Below are 16,685 nucleotides of genomic sequence, written 5' to 3'. Positions count from 1 at the left end.
GGGGGGGGCGCGCCATGTGGGTGGCCCCCCCCGCCCCGCTTCACCCCACCCCACCGTGTGGAGTGTCTACGCCAACCCCCCTGGGGGGGGGGGGTGGGGGGGGGGGGGGGGGGCCCCCCCCCCCCCCCCCCCCCACCTCCGCCACGCCGGGCGCGCTGCTCTCGCTCACGGTGCCGCTCTCCTAGCTGTCGGGGTCCTCGTCCACATAGACGCGTGGTACCCGCGATCCGATGCGAGTGACAATTTCGTACGCGATCGTGCCCGCCGCCCGCGCCCAGTCCTCGGCCGTCGGCTCTCCCCGGTCGCCCGGCCCGAACAGCACGGCCTCGTCCCCCGGCTCCACCACGTCCGCCCCGAGGTCCACCACGAACTGGTCCATGGCGACCCGCCCGGCGACGCGCCGCCACTTGCCGCCGACGAGCACCGGGCCGGTGCCGGACGCGTGGCGCGGAACGCCGTCGGCGTACCCGACCGGGATCAGCCCGAGGTTCGTCTCCCCGCCGGTGACGTAGTGGTGCCCGTAACTGACGCCGTGCCCCTCGGGGACCCGCTTGACCAGCGCGACGGACGCCGCGAGGGTCATCACCGGCCGCAGCCCGAAATCGGCGGGCGTGCCGAGCTCGGGGCTCGGGGAGACGCCGTACATGGCGATGCCGGTCCGTACGAGATCGAAGTGCGTCTCCGGCAGGGTCAGCGTCGCGGGCGAGTTGGCGATGTGCCGGACCTCGGGCTCGGCCCCGGCCTTCTCGGCGTGCTCGACCAGGTCGCGGAAGAGGGTCAGCTGCGCGTCGATCGAAGGATGCCCGGGCTCGTCCGCGCAGGCGAAGTGCGACCACAGGCCGGTGATCCGCACCCCGTCGGCCTCCAGGGCGCGGCGCACCAGCTCGGGCCAGTCGGCGGGCTGGCAGCCGTTGCGGCCGAGCCCGGTGTCCGCCTTGAGCTGTACGCGCGCCTCCCGGCCCGCCGCACGCGCCGCCTCCGCCACTTCCTCCAGGGCCCACAGTCCGCTCACGGACACGTCGACGCCCGCCTCGATCGCCTCGCGCCACGGCCCGCCGGGGGTCCACAGCCAGCACATCAGCGGCCCGTCGAACCCGGCGTCGCGCAGCGCAAGCGCCTCCTCCGGGGTCGCGGTACCCAGCCAGGTCGCCCCGGCGTCGAGGGCCGCGCGGGCGCAGCGCACGGCTCCGTGCCCGTACGCGTCGGACTTCACCACGGCCATCAGGTGGGCGCCCGCCGCGCGCGCACGCAAAGCCCGCACGTTGGCTCGCAGGGCCGCCAGGTCGATCTCGGCGCGGGCTCGCATGGGGGTATGGGTCATCGCGGTCATCGCGCCAAGTGTCTCAGAGCCGTACGACAGCCCCGCCTCACCTCCGGCGTCCGACGATCCCCCGCCAGGCCGCCGGCACCGCGTCCGCCACGTCGTGCGCGCCCACCGGCGCACCGCCCAGGACGCCGTCGCCGCGCACCCCGCCCGCGGCCAGCCGCCCCGCGAGCCCGTGCACGTACGCCGCCGCCGAACCGGCGTCCAGCGCGCCGAGCCCGGACGCCAGCAGCGCCCCCGCGAGCCCCGACAGCACGTCCCCGCTGCCGGCGGTGGCCAGCCAGGGCGTCCCCGTCGGGTTGACCCGCACCGGCCGCCGCCCCGTGGCGCCCGCCGGGGCCACCAGCGTCGTGGACCCCTTCAGCAGCACCGTCGCCCCGTACAGCGCGGCCAGCTCGCGGACCGCGACCAGCCGCCCCGCCTCCACTTCCTCCCGCGAGACCCCGAGCAGCGCGGCCGCCTCCCCCGCGTGCGGCGTCAGCAGCGTCGGCGCTTCACGTCGCCGCACCGCCTCCGGCTCCAGCGGCCGCAGGCCGTCCGCGTCCACCAGCACCGGCACGTCCGACGCCAGCACGTCCGCCAGCGCACCCTGCGCGTCCTCCGCGAGCCCCGGCCCGACGACCCACGCCTGCACCCGGCCCGCCTCCGACGGCGGCCCCGCGTGCACCAGCGCCTCCGGGAAGCGCGCGATCACCGCGTCGGCCCCGTGGCCCACGTACCGCACCGCGCCCGCGCCGCCCCGCAGCGCCCCGGCGACCGCGAGCACCGCCGCGCCGGGATAGCGCTCCGAGCCCGCGACGACCCCCACCACCCCGCGCCGGTACTTGTCGCTCTCCGCGCCGGGGGCCGGCAGCAGCGCGGCCACGTCCGCGTGCTGCAGCGCCTCGACGTCGGCCTCGACCGCCCCGAGGTCCAGGCCCAGCTCCACCAGCCGCACGGCCCCGGCGTACTCCCGGGCCGGGTCGATCAGCAGTCCGGGCTTGTACGTGCCGAACGTCACCGTGGCGTCGGCCCGCACGCACTCGCCCCGCACCTCCCCGCTGTCCGCCTCGATCCCGCTGGGCAGGTCCACGGCGACGACGACCGCGCCGGAGTCCCGCGCGGCCCGCGCCAGCGGTACGGCGGCGTCCCGCAGGCCGCCCCGCCCGCCGATCCCGGTGATCCCGTCGACCACGAGGTCCGCCCGCGCGATCACCCCCGGCGCGTCGGCGGCGACCGAGCCACCGGCCGACCGCAGCGCCGCGAGCCCGCCCGCGTGCGCCCGCCCGGCGTCCAGCAGCACCGCCGTGACGCCGGCGCCGCGCCGGGCCAGCCGCGCGCCCGCGTACAGCGCGTCGCCGCCGTTGTCCCCGCTCCCGACCAGCAGCACGACCCGCGATCCGTACACCCGCCCCAGCAGCCCCGCGCACACCGCCGCGAGCCCGGCCGCGGCCCGCTGCATGAGCGCGCCCTCGGGGAGCCGGGCCATCAGCTCCCGCTCGGCGGTCCGTACGGTCTCCACGCCATGAGCAGCGCGCATCGGCACCACACCTCACCCTTCGGCAACGACGACTGCGGAAGCGACCCCCGCGTCATGACTGAGCGACACGTGCCAGGACCGCACCCCGAGCGCCTCAGCCCGCGCCAGCACGGTCCCGCTCACCCGCAGCCGGGGCTGACCGGTGTCCTCGACGTACACCTCGGCGTCCGTCCAGTGCAGCCCGGCCGGCGCGCCCAGCGCCTTCGCGAGGGCCTCCTTCGCCGCGAACCGCGCGGCGAGCGAGGCGTATCCCCGCCGGTCGCCGCCCGGCAGGTACAACTCGCTGTCCAGGAACAGCCGCCTCGCCATCTGCGGCGTACGCTCCATCGACGCCCGGAAGCGCTCGATCTCGGCCACGTCGATCCCCACCCCGATGATCACTCGCTCACTCCACCGTCACGGACTTCGCCAGGTTGCGGGGCTGGTCGACCTCGTTGCCCCGGGCCGTGGCCAGCTCGCAGGCGAAGACCTGCAGGGGCACGGTGGAGACCAGCGGCTGGAGGAGCGTCGGCGTGGCCGGGATCCGGACCAGGTGATCGGCGTACGGGACCACCGCCTCGTCCCCCTCCTCCGCGATCACGATCGTGCGCGCCCCGCGGGCCCGGATCTCCTGGATGTTCGACACGATCTTGTCGTGCAGGACGGACCTCCCCCGGGGGGACGGCACCACGACGACCACCGGCAGGTCGTCCTCGATGAGCGCGATGGGCCCGTGCTTCAGCTCGCCGGCGGCGAATCCCTCCGCGTGCATGTACGCGAGCTCCTTCAGCTTGAGCGCCCCTTCCAGAGCGACCGGGTACCCCACATGCCGCCCGAGGAAAAGCACCGTGTTCTTGTCCGCCAGCGACCGGGCCAGCTCCCGTACCGGCTCCATCGTCTCCAGGACCCGCTCCACCTCGCCGGAGATGGCGGACAGCTCGCGCACGACGCCCCGGACCTCGTCGCCCCACTTGGACCCGCGCACCTGCGCGAGGTAGAGCGCGACGAGGTAGCAGGCGGTCAGCTGGGTGAGGAACGCCTTGGTGGAGGCGACGGCGACCTCGGGGCCGGCATGGGTGTAGAGGACCGCGTCCGACTCGCGGGGAATCGTCGACCCGTTCGTGTTGCACACGGCCAGCACCTTCGCGCCCTGTTCCCGCGCGTGCCGCAGCGCCATCAGCGTGTCCATCGTCTCGCCGGACTGCGAGATCGCGATCACCAGCGTCCGCGCGTCGAGGATGGGGTCGCGGTAACGGAACTCGCTGGCCAGCTCCGTCTCGCACGGAATGCGCGTCCAGTGCTCGATGGCCAGCTTCGCGATCATCCCCGCGTGGTAGGCGGTCCCGCACGCGACCACCACGATCTTGTCGACTTCCCGCAGCACGGAGTCGGGGATCCGCACCTCGTCGAGCGTCAGGGACCCGGCGGAGTCGATCCGGCCCAGCAGCGTGTCGGCGACCGCCTTGGGCTGCTCCGCGATCTCCTTCAGCATGAAGTAGTCGTAGCCGCCCTTCTCGGCGGCGGAGGAGTCCCAGTCGATGTGGTACGACCGCGCCTCGCCCGGAGCGCCGTGGAAGTCGGTGACGGTGACCGACACACCGGCCCCGCCGCCCCCCTCCCCGTCCCGCCGCAGCTCGACGACCTGGTCCTGCCCCAGCTCGATCGCGGACCGGGTGTGCGCGATGAACGCCGCGACGTCGGAGGCGAGGAACGCCTCTCCCTCGCCCACGCCCACCACGAGCGGCGAGTTGCGCCGCGCCCCGACCACCACGTCGGGCTCGTCCGCGTGCACGGCGACCAGCGTGAACGCCCCGTCGAGCCGCCGGCACACCAGCCGCATCGACTCCGCCAGGTCCCCGCACGAGGAGAAGGACTCCGCGAGCAGGTGCGCCACGACCTCGGTGTCGGTCTCCGACACGAGCTCGTGCCCGCGCCCGGCCAGCTCGGCCCGCAGTTCCGCGAAGTTCTCGATGATCCCGTTGTGCACGACGGCGACGCGCCCCGCGTTGTCCAGATGCGGATGCGCGTTGGTGTCGGTGGGCCCGCCGTGCGTGGCCCACCGGGTGTGTCCGATGCCCGTGGCACCGGCCGGCAGCGGCCGTCCCACGAGCTCCTTCTCCAGGTTGACGAGCTTGCCCGCCTTCTTCCCCGCGGCCAGCCCGCCGTCGGAGAGGACGGCAACGCCCGCCGAGTCGTAGCCCCGGTATTCGAGGCGCTTCAGTCCCGCGACGACAACATCAAGCGCCGACTGCCCGCCGACGTACCCCACGATTCCGCACATGTCCGCACCCTACGGCCGCCGCCCCCACGTGACCGAGCACACCACCCACGACGCCCCCGCAGACCCGACAATGTTCGTGTGATCACTTCGCCGTCACGAAGCTCCCAGCGCCGGGCAGACGCTTCGCCGTACCTGGACCTCACCCGGGCGGAGTGGAGCGCGCTGCGCGAGAAGACGCCGCTGCCGCTGACGGCGGAGGAACTCGAGCGGCTGCGCGGCCTGGGCGACGTCATCGACCTCGACGAGGTACGGGACGTCTACCTCCCCCTGTCCCGCCTGCTCAATCTGTACGTACAGGCGACCTCCGGCCTGCGCGGCGCCCTGAACACCTTCCTCGGCGACGGCGGCGAGGGCCACGGCTCGCAGCGCGGCACGCCCTTCGTCATAGGGGTCGCGGGCAGCGTCGCCGTGGGCAAGTCGACCGTCGCCCGCCTCCTCCAGGCCCTGCTGGCCCGCTGGCCGGAACACCCGCGCGTGGAGCTGCTGACCACCGACGGCTTCCTCTACCCCATGGCGGAGCTGGAGCGGCGCGGCCTGCTGGCCCGCAAGGGCTTCCCCGAGTCGTACGACCGGCGCGCCCTGACCCGCTTCGTCGCCGACATCAAGGCCGGCAAGGACGAGGTCACCGCCCCCGTCTACTCCCACCTGATCTACGACATCGTGCCCGGCGAGCGCCTCACGATCCGCCGCCCGGACATCCTGATCGTCGAGGGCCTGAACGTCCTCCAGCCCGCGCTCCCCGGCAAGGACGGCCGCACCCGGGTCGGTCTCGCCGACTACTTCGACTTCAGCGTGTACGTCGACGCCCGCGCCGAGGACATCGAGAGCTGGTACCTGGGCCGCTTCCGCAAGCTGCGCGCCACCGCCTTCCAGGACCCCTCCTCGTACTTCACGAAGTACACCCAGGTCTCCGAGGAGGAGGCCCTGGACTACGCCCGTACCATGTGGCGGACCATCAACAAGCCCAATCTGCTGGAGAACGTGGCGCCCACGCGCGGCCGTGCCACGCTGGTCGTGCGCAAGGGCCCCGACCACAAGGTGAAGCGCCTGTCCCTCCGAAAACTCTGAGGAGTACGTCCGTGCTTCACCTGCGTCTGATCGTCCCCGCCGACCGCACCGAAGAGGTCGTCAGCACGGTGGAGAAGACGGTCGGCACGACGCACCTCGCCGTGGTCCCCGGCGCGGCCCGCGACCCGCGGGGCGACCTCGTCATGTGCGACGTGGCGCGCGAGGCGGGCGACGACCTCATCAACACGCTGCGCGGCATGGGCATCGACGAGTGCGGTTCGATCGCGGTCGAGAACATCGACCTGTCGCTCTCGCACCGCGCCGACCGGGCCGAGAAGGACGCCCCGGGCGAGGGCGCGGACGCGGTTCTGTGGGAGCAGCTGTCCGACGCGACCCACGAGGAGTCGACGCTCTCCGTCACCTACATCGCGTTCCTGTCGCTGGCCACCATGATCGCGGCCTGCGGTGTGGTGCTCGACAACGCGATCCTGATCGTCGGCGCCATGGCGGTGGGCCCGGAGTTCGGCCCGCTGGCCGGCTTCTGCACGGCCGTGGTGCAGCGCGCCCCGAAGCTGGCGTGGCGCTCGCTGACGGCGCTGGTCGTGGGCTTCGCGGCGGCGATGGCGGTGACGGTCCTGTTCAGCCTCTTCATGAACGCGACGGGCATGTTCACCGAGGCGAGACTGGACGCCGACCGCCCGAACACCGGCTTCATCTACGCGCCCGACCGGTTCTCGTTCGTCGTGGCCGTACTGGCCGGCGCCGCCGGGATGCTCTCCCTCACCTCGGCCAAGTCGGGCGCCCTGGTGGGGGTGGCCATCTCCGTGACGACGGTCCCGGCAGCGGCCAACGCCGCCGTGGCCCTCATCTACGGCGACGGGGGCCAGACGTGGCGCTCCACCGGGCAGTTGCTGCTGAACCTGCTCGGCATCGTCGTGGCCGGCACGCTCACGCTGCTCGTCCAGAAGTTCTTCTGGACGAGGCAGCGCGAGCGCGAAGCCGCTCGGAACGCCTAACCGAGCGCGGACTTCACCACGTCGGCGAGCCGCCCCGCGACCGCCTTGGCCTGCTCGATGTCGGCCGCCTCGACCATGACCCGCACGAGCGGCTCGGTGCCCGAGGAACGCAGCAGCACCCGTCCGGTGGCGCCCAGTTCGCGCTCGGCATCGGCGACGGCGGCCGCCAGCTCCGCGGAGGTGGTGACGCGCGACTTGTCGACGTCGGGCACGTTGACGAGGATCTGCGGCAGCCGGTCCATGACCCCGGCGAGGTCCGCGAGCGTACGCCCGGTGGCGGCCACCCGCGCGGCCAGCATGAGTCCGGTCAGGGTGCCGTCGCCGGTGGTCGCGTGGTCCAGCACGATCACGTGCCCGGACTGCTCACCGCCCAGGGCGTACCCCTCGGCCTTCATCGACTCCAGTACGTACCGGTCGCCGACGGCGGTCTGCACGAGCTCGATGCCCTCGCGCTCCATGGCCATCTTGAAGCCGAGGTTCGACATGACGGTGCCGACGACGGTGTTCTTGCGCAGCTGACCGGCCTCGCGCATGGCGAGGGCGAGCACGGCGAGGATCTGGTCGCCGTCGACCTCGCGGCCCTCGGCGTCCACCGCGAGGCACCGGTCGGCGTCGCCGTCGTGCGCGATGCCGAGGTCGGCGCCGTGCTCGACCACGGCGGCCCGGAGCAGCTCCAGGTGCGTGGACCCGCACCCGTCGTTGATGTTCAGCCCGTCCGGGTCGGCGCCGATCGTGACGATCTCGGCGCCGGCCCGGGCGAACGCCTCCGGGGAGACGCGCGAGGCGGCGCCGTGCGCCTCGTCCAGCACGACCTTCAGCCCGTCGAGCCGGTTCGGCAGGACCCCGATCAGGTGGGCGATGTACCGGTCGAAGCCCTCGTCGTAGTCGGAGACCCGCCCGACGCCCGCCCCGGTCGGCCGGGCCCAGGGCTCACCGGACCGGTGCTGCTCGTACACGGCCTCGATCCGGTGCTCCAGCTCGTCGGCCAGCTTGTGACCGCCGCGCGCGAAGAACTTGACACCGTTGTCCGGCATGGCGTTGTGGCTGGCGGAGAGCATGACGCCGAGGTCGGCCCCCAGCGCCCCGGTGAGGTACGCCACCGCCGGGGTGGGCAGGACGCCCACGCGCCGCACGTCGACGCCCGCGCTCGCCAGACCGGCCACGACGGCGGCCTCCAGGAACTCCCCCGACGCACGCGGGTCGCGCCCGACCACGGCGGTCGGCCGATGCCCCTCGAAGGTGCCCGCCTCGGCGAGCACGTGCGCCGCCGCGACCGACAGGCCGAGCGCGAGCTCGGCCGTCAGGTCCGCGTTGGCGACACCGCGCACCCCGTCAGTGCCGAAGAGTCGTCCCACTGGTGTCCTCCGAAAATGCTCCGAAAATGCAAGCTGGCTACAAAGCGATAAACGAACGCCCCGACAGCACACAAGGTGCCGCCGGGGCGAAACGTCTGATACGGGCAAGCAGGCGGATTAGCGCTTGCTGTACTGCGGGGCCTTACGGGCCTTCTTGAGACCGGCCTTCTTGCGCTCGACCGCACGGTCGTCGCGGGAGAGGAAGCCGGCCTTCTTCAGCGTGGCGCGGTTGTTGTCCACGTCGGCCTCGTTCAGCGCACGGGCGACACCGAGACGGAGCGCACCGGCCTGACCGGAGACGCCGCCACCCGCGATGCGGGCGATGACGTCGTAGCGGCCGTCGAGCTCGAGCACCTTGAAGGGCTCGTTGACTTCCTGCTGGTGAACCTTGTTCGGGAAGTAGTCCTCGAGCGTACGCCCGTTGATCTTCCACTTGCCGGTGCCCGGGACGATCCGGACGCGGGCGATGGCGTTCTTGCGACGGCCCAGGCCGGCCGCCGGCTGCGGGTCACCGAAACGGCCCGCGAGGGACTCGCTGGTGTACTCGCCCTCGACGGGAACCTCGGACTCGAAGGTGGTCACCTCGGCGAAGGTCTCTTCGGCCTCGGAACCCTCGACGGGCGTCTCAACAGTGGTCTCGGCCACGATTCTCCTCAGATTTCTTTCGTTCTTAGGGGGTGTGGCCGGAACTACTGCGCGACCTGGGTGATCTCGAACGGCACCGGCTGCTGGGCAGCGTGCGGGTGCTCGGGACCTGCGTAGACCTTCAGCTTCGAGAGCATCTGGCGACCCAGGGTGTTCTTGGGGATCATGCCCTTGATGGCCTTCTCGACGGCCTTCTCGGGGCTCTTCGCCAGCAGCTCGTCGTAGCGGACGGAGCGCAGACCACCCGGGAAACCGGAGTGGCGGTACGCCATCTTCTGGGTCTTCTTGTTGCCGGAGAGGTGAACCTTCTCGGCGTTGACGATGATGACGAAGTCGCCCATGTCCATGTGCGGGGCGTAGATCGCCTTGTGCTTGCCCCGCAGGAGGTTGGCGGCAGTCGTCGCCAGACGGCCCAGGACGATGTCCTGCGCGTCGATGATGTGCCACTGGCGCGTGACATCGCCGGGCTTGGGGCTGTACGTACGCACGGTCGTAGCCTTCGCTTCTTCAGTGAGTGGGTCCTGACAAGGCCACTGGGACGATCACGACAGCCTTGGCGGCATTCGGGGACGCAACCCGTCTGCCTGCCGCTGGTCATCGGCCCGGTGGACCGGCGTAAGGGCCCCTCGCGTGAGAACGACCAAGCCAATACGCATAACGAACTGGAAGCTTACCCGCCTGCCCCCGTACGGGTCAAAACGGCCCGGCGGGGGCCGGCGACCGGCCCCCGGCCTACCGCGCCCGGTCCACCCTGCGCTCGTCCCAGACCGGCTCCGCCGTCTCCCGTACGACGCCGTCGGAACCGAAGACCAGGTACCGGTCGAAGGACTTCGCGAACCACCGGTCGTGCGTGACGGCGAGCACCGTCCCGTCGTACGCCTCCAGGCCCTCCTGGAGCGCCTCGGCGGACTCCAGGTCGAGGTTGTCCGTCGGCTCGTCGAGCAGCAGCGCGGTGGTCCCCTCCAGCTCCATGAGCAGGATCTGGAACCGCGCCTGCTGTCCGCCCGACAGCCGGTCGAACGCCTGGTCCCCCTGGCGCTCCAGCTCGTACCGGCGCAGCGCGCCCATCGCCCCGCCCCGGTCCTTGGAGTGCTCGGACCACAGGATGTCGACGAGCGTCCGCCCGACCAGTTCGGGATGCGCGTGGGTCTGCGCGAAGTGCCCGGGCACGACCCGCGCGCCGAGCTTCCACTCCCCCGTGTGCCGGACGTCCTCCCCGGCGAGCAGCCGCAGGAAGTGCGACTTGCCGGAGCCGTTCGAGCCGAGCACGGCGACCCGCTCCCCGTAGTAGACCTCCAGGTCGAACGGCTTCATCAGCCCGGTGAGCTCCAGGCCCTCGCACACCACCGCCCGCACCCCGGTGCGCCCGCCCCGCAGTCGCATCCGGATGTCCTGCTTGCGCGGCGGCTCCGGCGGCGGACCCGCCTCCTCGAACTTCTCGAAGCGCGTGCGCATCGCCCGGTAGCGCGAGGCCATGTCGGGGCTGCTCGCGGCCTGCCCCCGCAGCCTCAGCACCAGCGCCTTGAGCCGCGCGCGCTCCTCCTCCCACCGGCGCATGAGCTCCTCGAACCGTGCGAACCGCTCGGCCCGCGCCTCGTGGAAGGTGTCGAACCCGGCGCCGTGCACCCAGGCGTCGGCCCCGGTCGGCCCCGGCTCCAGGCTCACGATCTTGTCGGCGGCCCGCGAGAGCAGCTCGCGGTCGTGGGACACGAAGAAGACCGTCTTGCGGGTCTCCTTGAGCCGCTCCTCCAGCCACCGCTTGCCCGGCACGTCCAGGTAGTTGTCCGGCTCGTCCAGCAGCAGCACCTCCTCGGGCCCCCGCAGCAGCGCCTCCAGCACCAGCCGCTTCTGCTCGCCCCCGCTGAGCGTCCGCACCTCGCGGTACTGCGCCTTGTCGTACGGGATGCCCAGCGCCGCCATGGCGCACATGTCCCAGACGGTCTCGGCGTCGTACCCGCCGGCCTCCGCCCAGTCCGAGAGCGCCTGCGCGTAGGCCATCTGCGCCTTCTCGTCGTCCACGGTCAGGATCCCGTGCTCGGCCCGGTCCACGGCGGCGGCCGCCTCCCGGATCCGCTCCGGGGACACCGAGACCAGCAGGTCCCGTACCGTCCGCTCGTCCTGCACGGAGCCCACGAACTGCCCCATCACCCCGAGCCCGCCGCTGACCGTCACCGACCCGCCGTGCGGCTGGAGCTCCCGCGAGATCAGCCGGAGCAGGGTCGTCTTCCCCGCGCCGTTGGGACCCACCAGGGCCACCACCGCGCCCTCCCCCACCCGGAAGGAGACGTCGCCGAGCAGCGGCCGTCCGTCCGGCAGGTAGTACTCGACGTGTGCGGCCTCAAGATGTCCCATGCTCCGCATTCTCGCCGCCGTCCGCCGCATCACCCAACCGGATTAGGATGCGCGGCATGAGCTTTGGGCAAGGGGGGCCCTCCTGGGGTGGCCCCGAGGGACGGCAGGGCCCTCACGATCCGTACGGAACGCAGCACACCTCCGACACGCCGGACTGGGCGGCGCTCGCCGACGCCTCCGCCGCGCGCGCCCGCCGGAAGCGGTGGATGTACATCGGCGGCGGCGTGCTGGCGACCGCCGTCGTCGGCGCGATCGTCGCCACGGCGGTCGTCACGACGAACAGCGGCAGCCCGAACGCCAGGAACACCGGCGCGAGCGGGCTGCCGACCCCCGAGACCCTGCCGACCGGGTCCGCGCAGCCCGGCCCCTCGTTCTCCTCCCAGGCGCCGCCGCCCCCGCCGGACCCCAGGGAATTCATCTCCAGCGCCAAGAAGGACAAGCTGCCGCTGAGCGCCGACTCGCTCTTCCCCGGCAAGCAGCTGAAGTTCGGCGACCGCGCGTACGCCAAGGGCGCGACGAACCGCACGACCGCCTGCGCCGCCGGGACCCAGGGCGCGCTGGGCGCCGTACTGACCAACAACGGCTGCGACCAGCTGATCCGCGCGACGTACTCCACGAACGGCGTCGCCGTCACCGTCGGCGTGGCGGTCTTCGACACCGCCGCGCAGGCCGAGAAGGCCAAGGAGCAGGCCAGCGGCGGCCTGGCCTCCCTGTCCGGCGCCGGCGTCCCGACCTTCTGCCGGGGCGGCGCGATCTGCCGCAAGACCGCCAACGCCTACGGCCGCTACGCCTACTTCACGGTGGGCGGCTTCACCACCGGCAGGAACGTCGTCACGACCGACAAGAACGTCTACACCGCCGGTGACGACCTGGCGGAGTTCACGTTCCGCCAGATCCACCAGCGCGGGAAGGTCCAGGCGTCAGCAGCAGCCACCGCCGGCCCCTGAACCGGCCGGTGAGCCCGGCAGGGTCCGCATGTTGCGGGCCTGCCGGGCCCGCTCCGCCAGCAACGCGTCGGCGGGGTAGCCGACTTCCTCCAGGGTGAGGCCGTGCGGGCGTACGACGTGGACGGACGAGTCCCGTACGCCCGCCGCCAGCACCTTCCCCGGCCAGTCCGCGTCCCGGTGGCCGTCGCCGACGAACAGCATCGCGCCGACCAGCGAGCGCACCATGTTGTGGCAGAAGGCGTCGGCGCGCACGGTGGCCGTGACGATCCCGTCCGCCCCCCGCTCCCAGCTCAGCCGCTGGAGGGTGCGGATGGTCGTCGCGCCCTCCCGCTTCTTGCAGTACGCCGCGAAGTCGTGCTCCCCGACCAGCCGCTCCGCCGCCCGGTTCATGGCGTCGACGTCCAACGGCCGGTCGTGCCACAGGACATGCCCGCGCAGCAGCGGGTCGACGCCCCCCGGGGCGTCCGTCACGCGGTAGGCGTAGCGCCGCCATACGGCCGCGAACCGGGCGTTGAACCCCGCGGGGGCCTCGGCGGCCTTCCAGACCCGTACGTCGTGCGGCAGCCGCCCCGCGAGCCGCCGCAGCAGCTTGTCGTGGTGCTCGGCCCAGACGTCCTCGGGCAGGTCGACGTGCGCCACCTGGCCGCGCGCGTGCACGCCCGAGTCGGTGCGCCCGGCGACCGTCAGCTCGTACGTCCGCGAGGACCGCGTCACGGTCCGCAGCGCACTCTCCAGCTCACCCTGGACCGTGCGCCGCTCGGTCTGCTTCGCCCACCCGGAAAAGTCCTTGCCGTCGTACGAAAGATCCAGCCGCACCCGGACGAACCCCGGCGCCGCACCCTCAATGTCCTCGCTCACCAGCGCATCCTCTCAAAGCAGCCCCACTCGAAGCAGCGAAAACAGAGCGGGCCCGCACCGCCCCGAAGGGTGATGCGGGCCCGCCCGGTGGAGTCAGAACGCTCAGGCGTCCTTGGACTCGCCCTCGGCAGCCTCGGCGGCCGGAGCGTCGTCCTGAGCAGCCTCGTCCTTCTTGGCTGCGTCTTCCTTCACCGCGCGCTTCGTCGCGGCCTCGGCCTCACCGGTGGCCTCCTGGGCCACGGTCAGGGCCTCGACCAGCTCGATGACCGCCATCGGGGCGTTGTCGCCACGACGGTTGCCGATCTTGGTGATGCGGGTGTAACCACCGGGGCGGTTCTCGTACCGCGGGGCGATCTCGGTGAAGAGCGTGTGAACGACGCTCTTGTCCGTGATCGTCTGCAGCACCAGGCGACGGTTGTGGATGTCGCCCTTCTTCGCCTTGGTGACCAGACGCTCGGCGACGGGGCGCAGGCGGCGGGCCTTGGCCTCGGTCGTCGTGATGCGACCGTGCTCGAACAGCGACTTCGCCAGGTTGGCGAGAAGCAGACGCTCGTGCGCGGCGCTGCCGCCCAGACGGGCACCCTTTGCGGGACGCGGCATGGTGTTTCTCCTTGTGTCTGCACCGGCCGTATCAGGTACCGGTGTCAGTTACCGGCGAGCTGCTGCCCGCCGGAAGTTTCTAGTACTGCTCGGTCTCGACGAAACCGGCGTCCGCGTCGTCGTCCGCGCCGAAGGCGTCGGCAGCGGCGGTCGGGTCGAATCCGGGCGGGCTGTCCTTGAGGGCCAGGCCCATGCCGGCCAGCTTCGCCTTGACCTCGTCGATCGACTTCGCACCGAAGTTGCGGATGTCGAGCAGGTCGGCCTCGGAGCGCGCCACGAGCTCACCCACGGAGTGGATGCCCTCGCGCTTGAGGCAGTTGTACGAACGAACGGTGAGCTCGAGCTCCTCGATCGGCAGCGCCAGGTCGGCGGCGAGGGCGGCGTCCGTGGGGGACGGGCCCATGTCGATGCCCTCGGCGTCGATGTTGAGCTCGCGCGCCAGACCGAACAGCTCGACCAGGGTCTTACCGGCGGACGCCATGGCGTCGCGCGGGCGCATGGCCTGCTTGGTCTCGACGTCGACGATCAGCTTGTCGAAGTCGGTGCGCTGCTCGACACGGGTCGCCTCGACCTTGTACGTGACCTTGAGCACCGGCGAGTAGATGGAGTCGACCGGGATACGGCCGATCTCCTGGCCCACCTGCTTGTTCTGGACGGCGGAGACGTAGCCGCGACCGCGCTCGACGGTCAGCTCCATCTCCAGCTTGCCCTTGCCGTTGAGCGTGGCGAGCACCAGGTCGGGGTTGTGCACCTCGACGCCGGCCGGCGGGGCGATGTCAGCGGCGGTGACCAGGCCGGGACCCTGCTTGCGCAGGTACATCACGACCGGCTCGTCGTGCTCCGAGGAGACGACCAGCTGCTTGATGTTCAGGATGAGGTCGGTGACGTCCTCCTTGACACCCGGCACGGTGGTGAACTCGTGCAGGACGCCGTCGATCCGGATGCTGGTGACAGCGGCACCGGGGATCGAGGAGAGGAGCGTACGGCGAAGGGAGTTACCGAGGGTGTAACCGAAGCCCGGCTCAAGGGGCTCGATCACGAACCGCGAGCGGTACTCGTCGACGACCTCTTCGGTCAGCGACGGACGCTGAGCGATAAGCATGAGAAATGCCTCCAGTCTTGGCACCCACTATTTGATGCCAACTACTACAAGGGTACGGGCGGCACAGCCCGAAGGACCGTACCGCCCGAGTACAACGCGGTCGGAGTGAAGGTCGGTCTTCACTCGTCACGCACTGCAACAACCTGGATCAGACGCGGCGACGCTTGGGCGGCCGGCATCCGTTGTGCGGGGTGGGGGTGACGTCCTGGATCGAGCCGACCTCGAGGCCGGTGGCCTGGAGGGAGCGGATCGCGGTCTCACGGCCGGAGCCGGGACCCTTCACGAAGACGTCGACCTTGCGCATGCCGTGCTCCTGCGCGCGGCGGGCGGCCGACTCGGCGGCCATCTGCGCGGCGAAGGGGGTGGACTTGCGCGAGCCCTTGAAGCCGACGTGGCCGGCGGAGGCCCAGGAGATCACGTTGCCCGTGGGGTCGGTGATCGAGACGATCGTGTTGTTGAACGTGCTCTTGATGTGGGCGTGCCCGTGAGCGACGTTCTTCTTTTCCTTGCGGCGCACCTTCTTGGCGGCGCCCTGACGACCCTTGGGGGGCATCTATATCTCCTACGGGAGGTGGTCGGTCCTACAGCGAAGACCGCTGATAAGCGTCCGGCTGAGGACTACTTCTTGCCCGGCTTCTTCTTACCGGCGATGGCGCGACGCGGGCCCTTGCGGGTACGAGCGTTCGTGCTGGTGCGCTGACCGTGGACCGGCAGGCCGCGACGGTGACGCAGACCCTGGTAGCAGCCGATCTCGACCTTGCGGCGGATGTCGGCCTGCACCTCGCGACGGAGGTCACCCTCGGTCTTGAAGTTCACGTCGACGTACTCACGGATCTTGACGAGGTCTTCCTCGCCGAGGTCACGAACGCGCGTGTCGGGGTTCACGCCGGTGGCGGCGAGAGTCTCCTTGGCACGGGTGCGACCGATGCCGAAGACGTAGGTGAGGGCGACCTCGATACGCTTTTCGCGCGGGAGGTCAACGCCTTCAAGGCGTGCCATGCATGGCTCCTGTTTGCTCGGAGGTCTTCCGCAGAACCGTTCCGTGGCCGCCGACCTCTCTCAGTCAAGAGAGCGGTACGTGCCAGGTCCCCGGCCTCCGCCGGAGGTGTCAGCACCCTGTGGGCACTGGGTTCTGCGTAATTACGTTTCTTACGTGCGTCGCGCGAAGTTCTGCGAGATGCAGGGGGTCGTGCGTCAGCCCTGGCGCTGCTTGTGGCGCAGGTTTTCGCAGATGACCATGACCCGGCCGTGACGGCGGATCACCTTGCACTTGTCGCAGATCTTCTTGACGCTCGGCTTGACCTTCATGGGATGTGAGGTTCTCCGGGTCAGTGCCACCGCCCCGTGAGACACGGGACGCGGGCAAGATCTACTTGTACCGGTAGACGATCCGGCCACGCGTCAGGTCGTACGGAGAAAGCTCCACCACGACCCGGTCATCCGGGAGGATGCGGATGTAGTGCATACGCATCTTGCCGCTGATGTGCGCTAGGACTTTGTGACCGTTCTGAAGTTCCACCTTGAACATTGCGTTCGGGAGGGACTCGATCACGGTGCCCTCGATTTCGATGGCACCTTGCTTCTTGGCCACGCTTCGCCCTTCGAATCGGCTACCTTGATCGACTCACGCATCCGTATGCAGGCATACGGGTACACGCGAGCCGACGAGTCAGTCTACGTCAGGCGTCCGGAAAAGACG

18 protein-coding genes are annotated in these 16,685 nt (G+C 71.3%); 3 read left to right on the top strand and 15 right to left on the bottom strand.

The window, feature by feature from the left end; translation table 11 throughout:
• Positions 1-181: 181 nt before the first annotated feature.
• Genes alr through glmS form a run of 4 tightly spaced genes read right to left on the bottom strand, consistent with a single transcriptional unit; the run spans position 182 to position 5,103 of the window.
• Complete coding sequence (gene alr, locus AC07FK_RS13350; RefSeq protein ID WP_479105449.1) at positions 182-1,321, bottom strand: alanine racemase; 1,140 nt, start codon at positions 1,319-1,321, stop codon at positions 182-184.
• 46 nt (positions 1,322-1,367) lie between these two features.
• Complete coding sequence (locus tag AC07FK_RS13345) at positions 1,368-2,843, bottom strand: NAD(P)H-hydrate dehydratase (protein WP_479105005.1); 1,476 nt, start codon at positions 2,841-2,843, stop codon at positions 1,368-1,370.
• A 12-nt stretch (positions 2,844-2,855) separates the two neighbouring features.
• Positions 2,856-3,224 carry a holo-ACP synthase gene (locus AC07FK_RS13340; protein WP_479105004.1) on the bottom strand — a complete coding sequence of 123 codons (369 nt, stop codon included), beginning with the start codon at positions 3,222-3,224 and terminating at the stop codon, positions 2,856-2,858.
• A gap of 4 nt (positions 3,225-3,228) precedes the next feature.
• Positions 3,229-5,103 (bottom strand): glutamine--fructose-6-phosphate transaminase (isomerizing), encoded by a 1,875-nt coding sequence (gene glmS / locus AC07FK_RS13335; RefSeq protein WP_479105003.1) that lies wholly within the window; start codon positions 5,101-5,103, stop codon positions 3,229-3,231.
• Between the two features lie 78 nt (positions 5,104-5,181).
• Between glmS and coaA the strand changes: the two genes are divergently transcribed.
• Together coaA and AC07FK_RS13325 are read left to right on the top strand one after the other, a co-directional pair.
• Positions 5,182-6,171: a type I pantothenate kinase gene (gene coaA, locus AC07FK_RS13330; protein WP_479105002.1), complete on the top strand. Its 990-nt coding sequence runs from the start codon at positions 5,182-5,184 to the stop codon at positions 6,169-6,171.
• A gap of 11 nt (positions 6,172-6,182) precedes the next feature.
• Positions 6,183-7,127, top strand: a complete 945-nt coding sequence (locus tag AC07FK_RS13325; protein WP_479105001.1) for a DUF389 domain-containing protein — start codon at positions 6,183-6,185, stop codon at positions 7,125-7,127.
• Here AC07FK_RS13325 and glmM read toward each other — a convergent pair.
• From glmM to AC07FK_RS13305, 4 genes are all read right to left on the bottom strand, one after another.
• Positions 7,124-8,482 (bottom strand): phosphoglucosamine mutase, encoded by a 1,359-nt coding sequence (gene glmM / locus AC07FK_RS13320; RefSeq protein WP_479105000.1) that lies wholly within the window; start codon positions 8,480-8,482, stop codon positions 7,124-7,126. The genes AC07FK_RS13325 and glmM overlap by 4 nt on opposite strands.
• 117 nt (positions 8,483-8,599) lie before the next feature.
• On the bottom strand, positions 8,600-9,127 hold the full coding sequence (gene rpsI / locus AC07FK_RS13315; RefSeq protein ID WP_028812350.1) for a 30S ribosomal protein S9: 528 nt from the start codon (positions 9,125-9,127) through the stop codon (positions 8,600-8,602).
• Between the two features lie 44 nt (positions 9,128-9,171).
• Positions 9,172-9,615 carry a 50S ribosomal protein L13 gene (gene rplM, locus AC07FK_RS13310; RefSeq protein WP_028812351.1) on the bottom strand — a complete coding sequence of 148 codons (444 nt, stop codon included), beginning with the start codon at positions 9,613-9,615 and terminating at the stop codon, positions 9,172-9,174.
• 244 nt (positions 9,616-9,859) lie between these two features.
• The gene (locus AC07FK_RS13305; RefSeq protein WP_479104999.1) at positions 9,860-11,488 is read right to left on the bottom strand and encodes an ABC-F family ATP-binding cassette domain-containing protein; all 1,629 of its coding nucleotides are present in this window, start codon (positions 11,486-11,488) and stop codon (positions 9,860-9,862) included.
• A 47-nt stretch (positions 11,489-11,535) separates the two neighbouring features.
• Here AC07FK_RS13305 and AC07FK_RS13300 point away from each other — a divergent pair, with 47 nt between their 5' ends.
• Positions 11,536-12,426: a hypothetical protein gene (locus tag AC07FK_RS13300; RefSeq protein ID WP_479104998.1), complete on the top strand. Its 891-nt coding sequence runs from the start codon at positions 11,536-11,538 to the stop codon at positions 12,424-12,426.
• Here the strand turns inward: AC07FK_RS13300 and truA are convergent.
• The 7 genes from truA to infA all read right to left on the bottom strand — a co-directional run bounded on the left by truA (position 12,400) and on the right by infA (position 16,577).
• Positions 12,400-13,284 carry a tRNA pseudouridine(38-40) synthase TruA gene (gene truA, locus AC07FK_RS13295; RefSeq protein WP_479104997.1) on the bottom strand — a complete coding sequence of 295 codons (885 nt, stop codon included), beginning with the start codon at positions 13,282-13,284 and terminating at the stop codon, positions 12,400-12,402. The two genes, AC07FK_RS13300 and truA, sit on opposite strands and share 27 nt — an antisense overlap.
• A 102-nt stretch (positions 13,285-13,386) precedes the next feature.
• Positions 13,387-13,884, bottom strand: coding sequence for a 50S ribosomal protein L17 (gene rplQ / locus AC07FK_RS13290; protein WP_138901386.1), 498 nt, complete (start codon positions 13,882-13,884; stop codon positions 13,387-13,389).
• Positions 13,885-13,963: 79 nt separating this feature from the next.
• The gene (locus AC07FK_RS13285; RefSeq protein WP_003956430.1) at positions 13,964-14,986 is read right to left on the bottom strand and encodes a DNA-directed RNA polymerase subunit alpha; all 1,023 of its coding nucleotides are present in this window, start codon (positions 14,984-14,986) and stop codon (positions 13,964-13,966) included.
• A gap of 148 nt (positions 14,987-15,134) precedes the next feature.
• Positions 15,135-15,539: a 30S ribosomal protein S11 gene (rpsK, locus tag AC07FK_RS13280; protein ID WP_003948617.1), complete on the bottom strand. Its 405-nt coding sequence runs from the start codon at positions 15,537-15,539 to the stop codon at positions 15,135-15,137.
• Between the two features lie 65 nt (positions 15,540-15,604).
• Positions 15,605-15,985 (bottom strand): 30S ribosomal protein S13, encoded by a 381-nt coding sequence (gene rpsM / locus AC07FK_RS13275; protein WP_138894206.1) that lies wholly within the window; start codon positions 15,983-15,985, stop codon positions 15,605-15,607.
• Positions 15,986-16,180: 195 nt separating this feature from the next.
• Positions 16,181-16,294: a 50S ribosomal protein L36 gene (gene rpmJ, locus AC07FK_RS13270; protein WP_009740505.1), complete on the bottom strand. Its 114-nt coding sequence runs from the start codon at positions 16,292-16,294 to the stop codon at positions 16,181-16,183.
• Between the two features lie 61 nt (positions 16,295-16,355).
• Positions 16,356-16,577 carry a translation initiation factor IF-1 gene (gene infA / locus AC07FK_RS13265; protein WP_003956442.1) on the bottom strand — a complete coding sequence of 74 codons (222 nt, stop codon included), beginning with the start codon at positions 16,575-16,577 and terminating at the stop codon, positions 16,356-16,358.
• Positions 16,578-16,685: the final 108 nt, after the last annotated feature.

It is taken from the genome of Streptomyces sp. NPDC046122, assembly GCF_056429965.1.
This window is presented reverse-complemented; position numbering and strand designations above follow the sequence as displayed.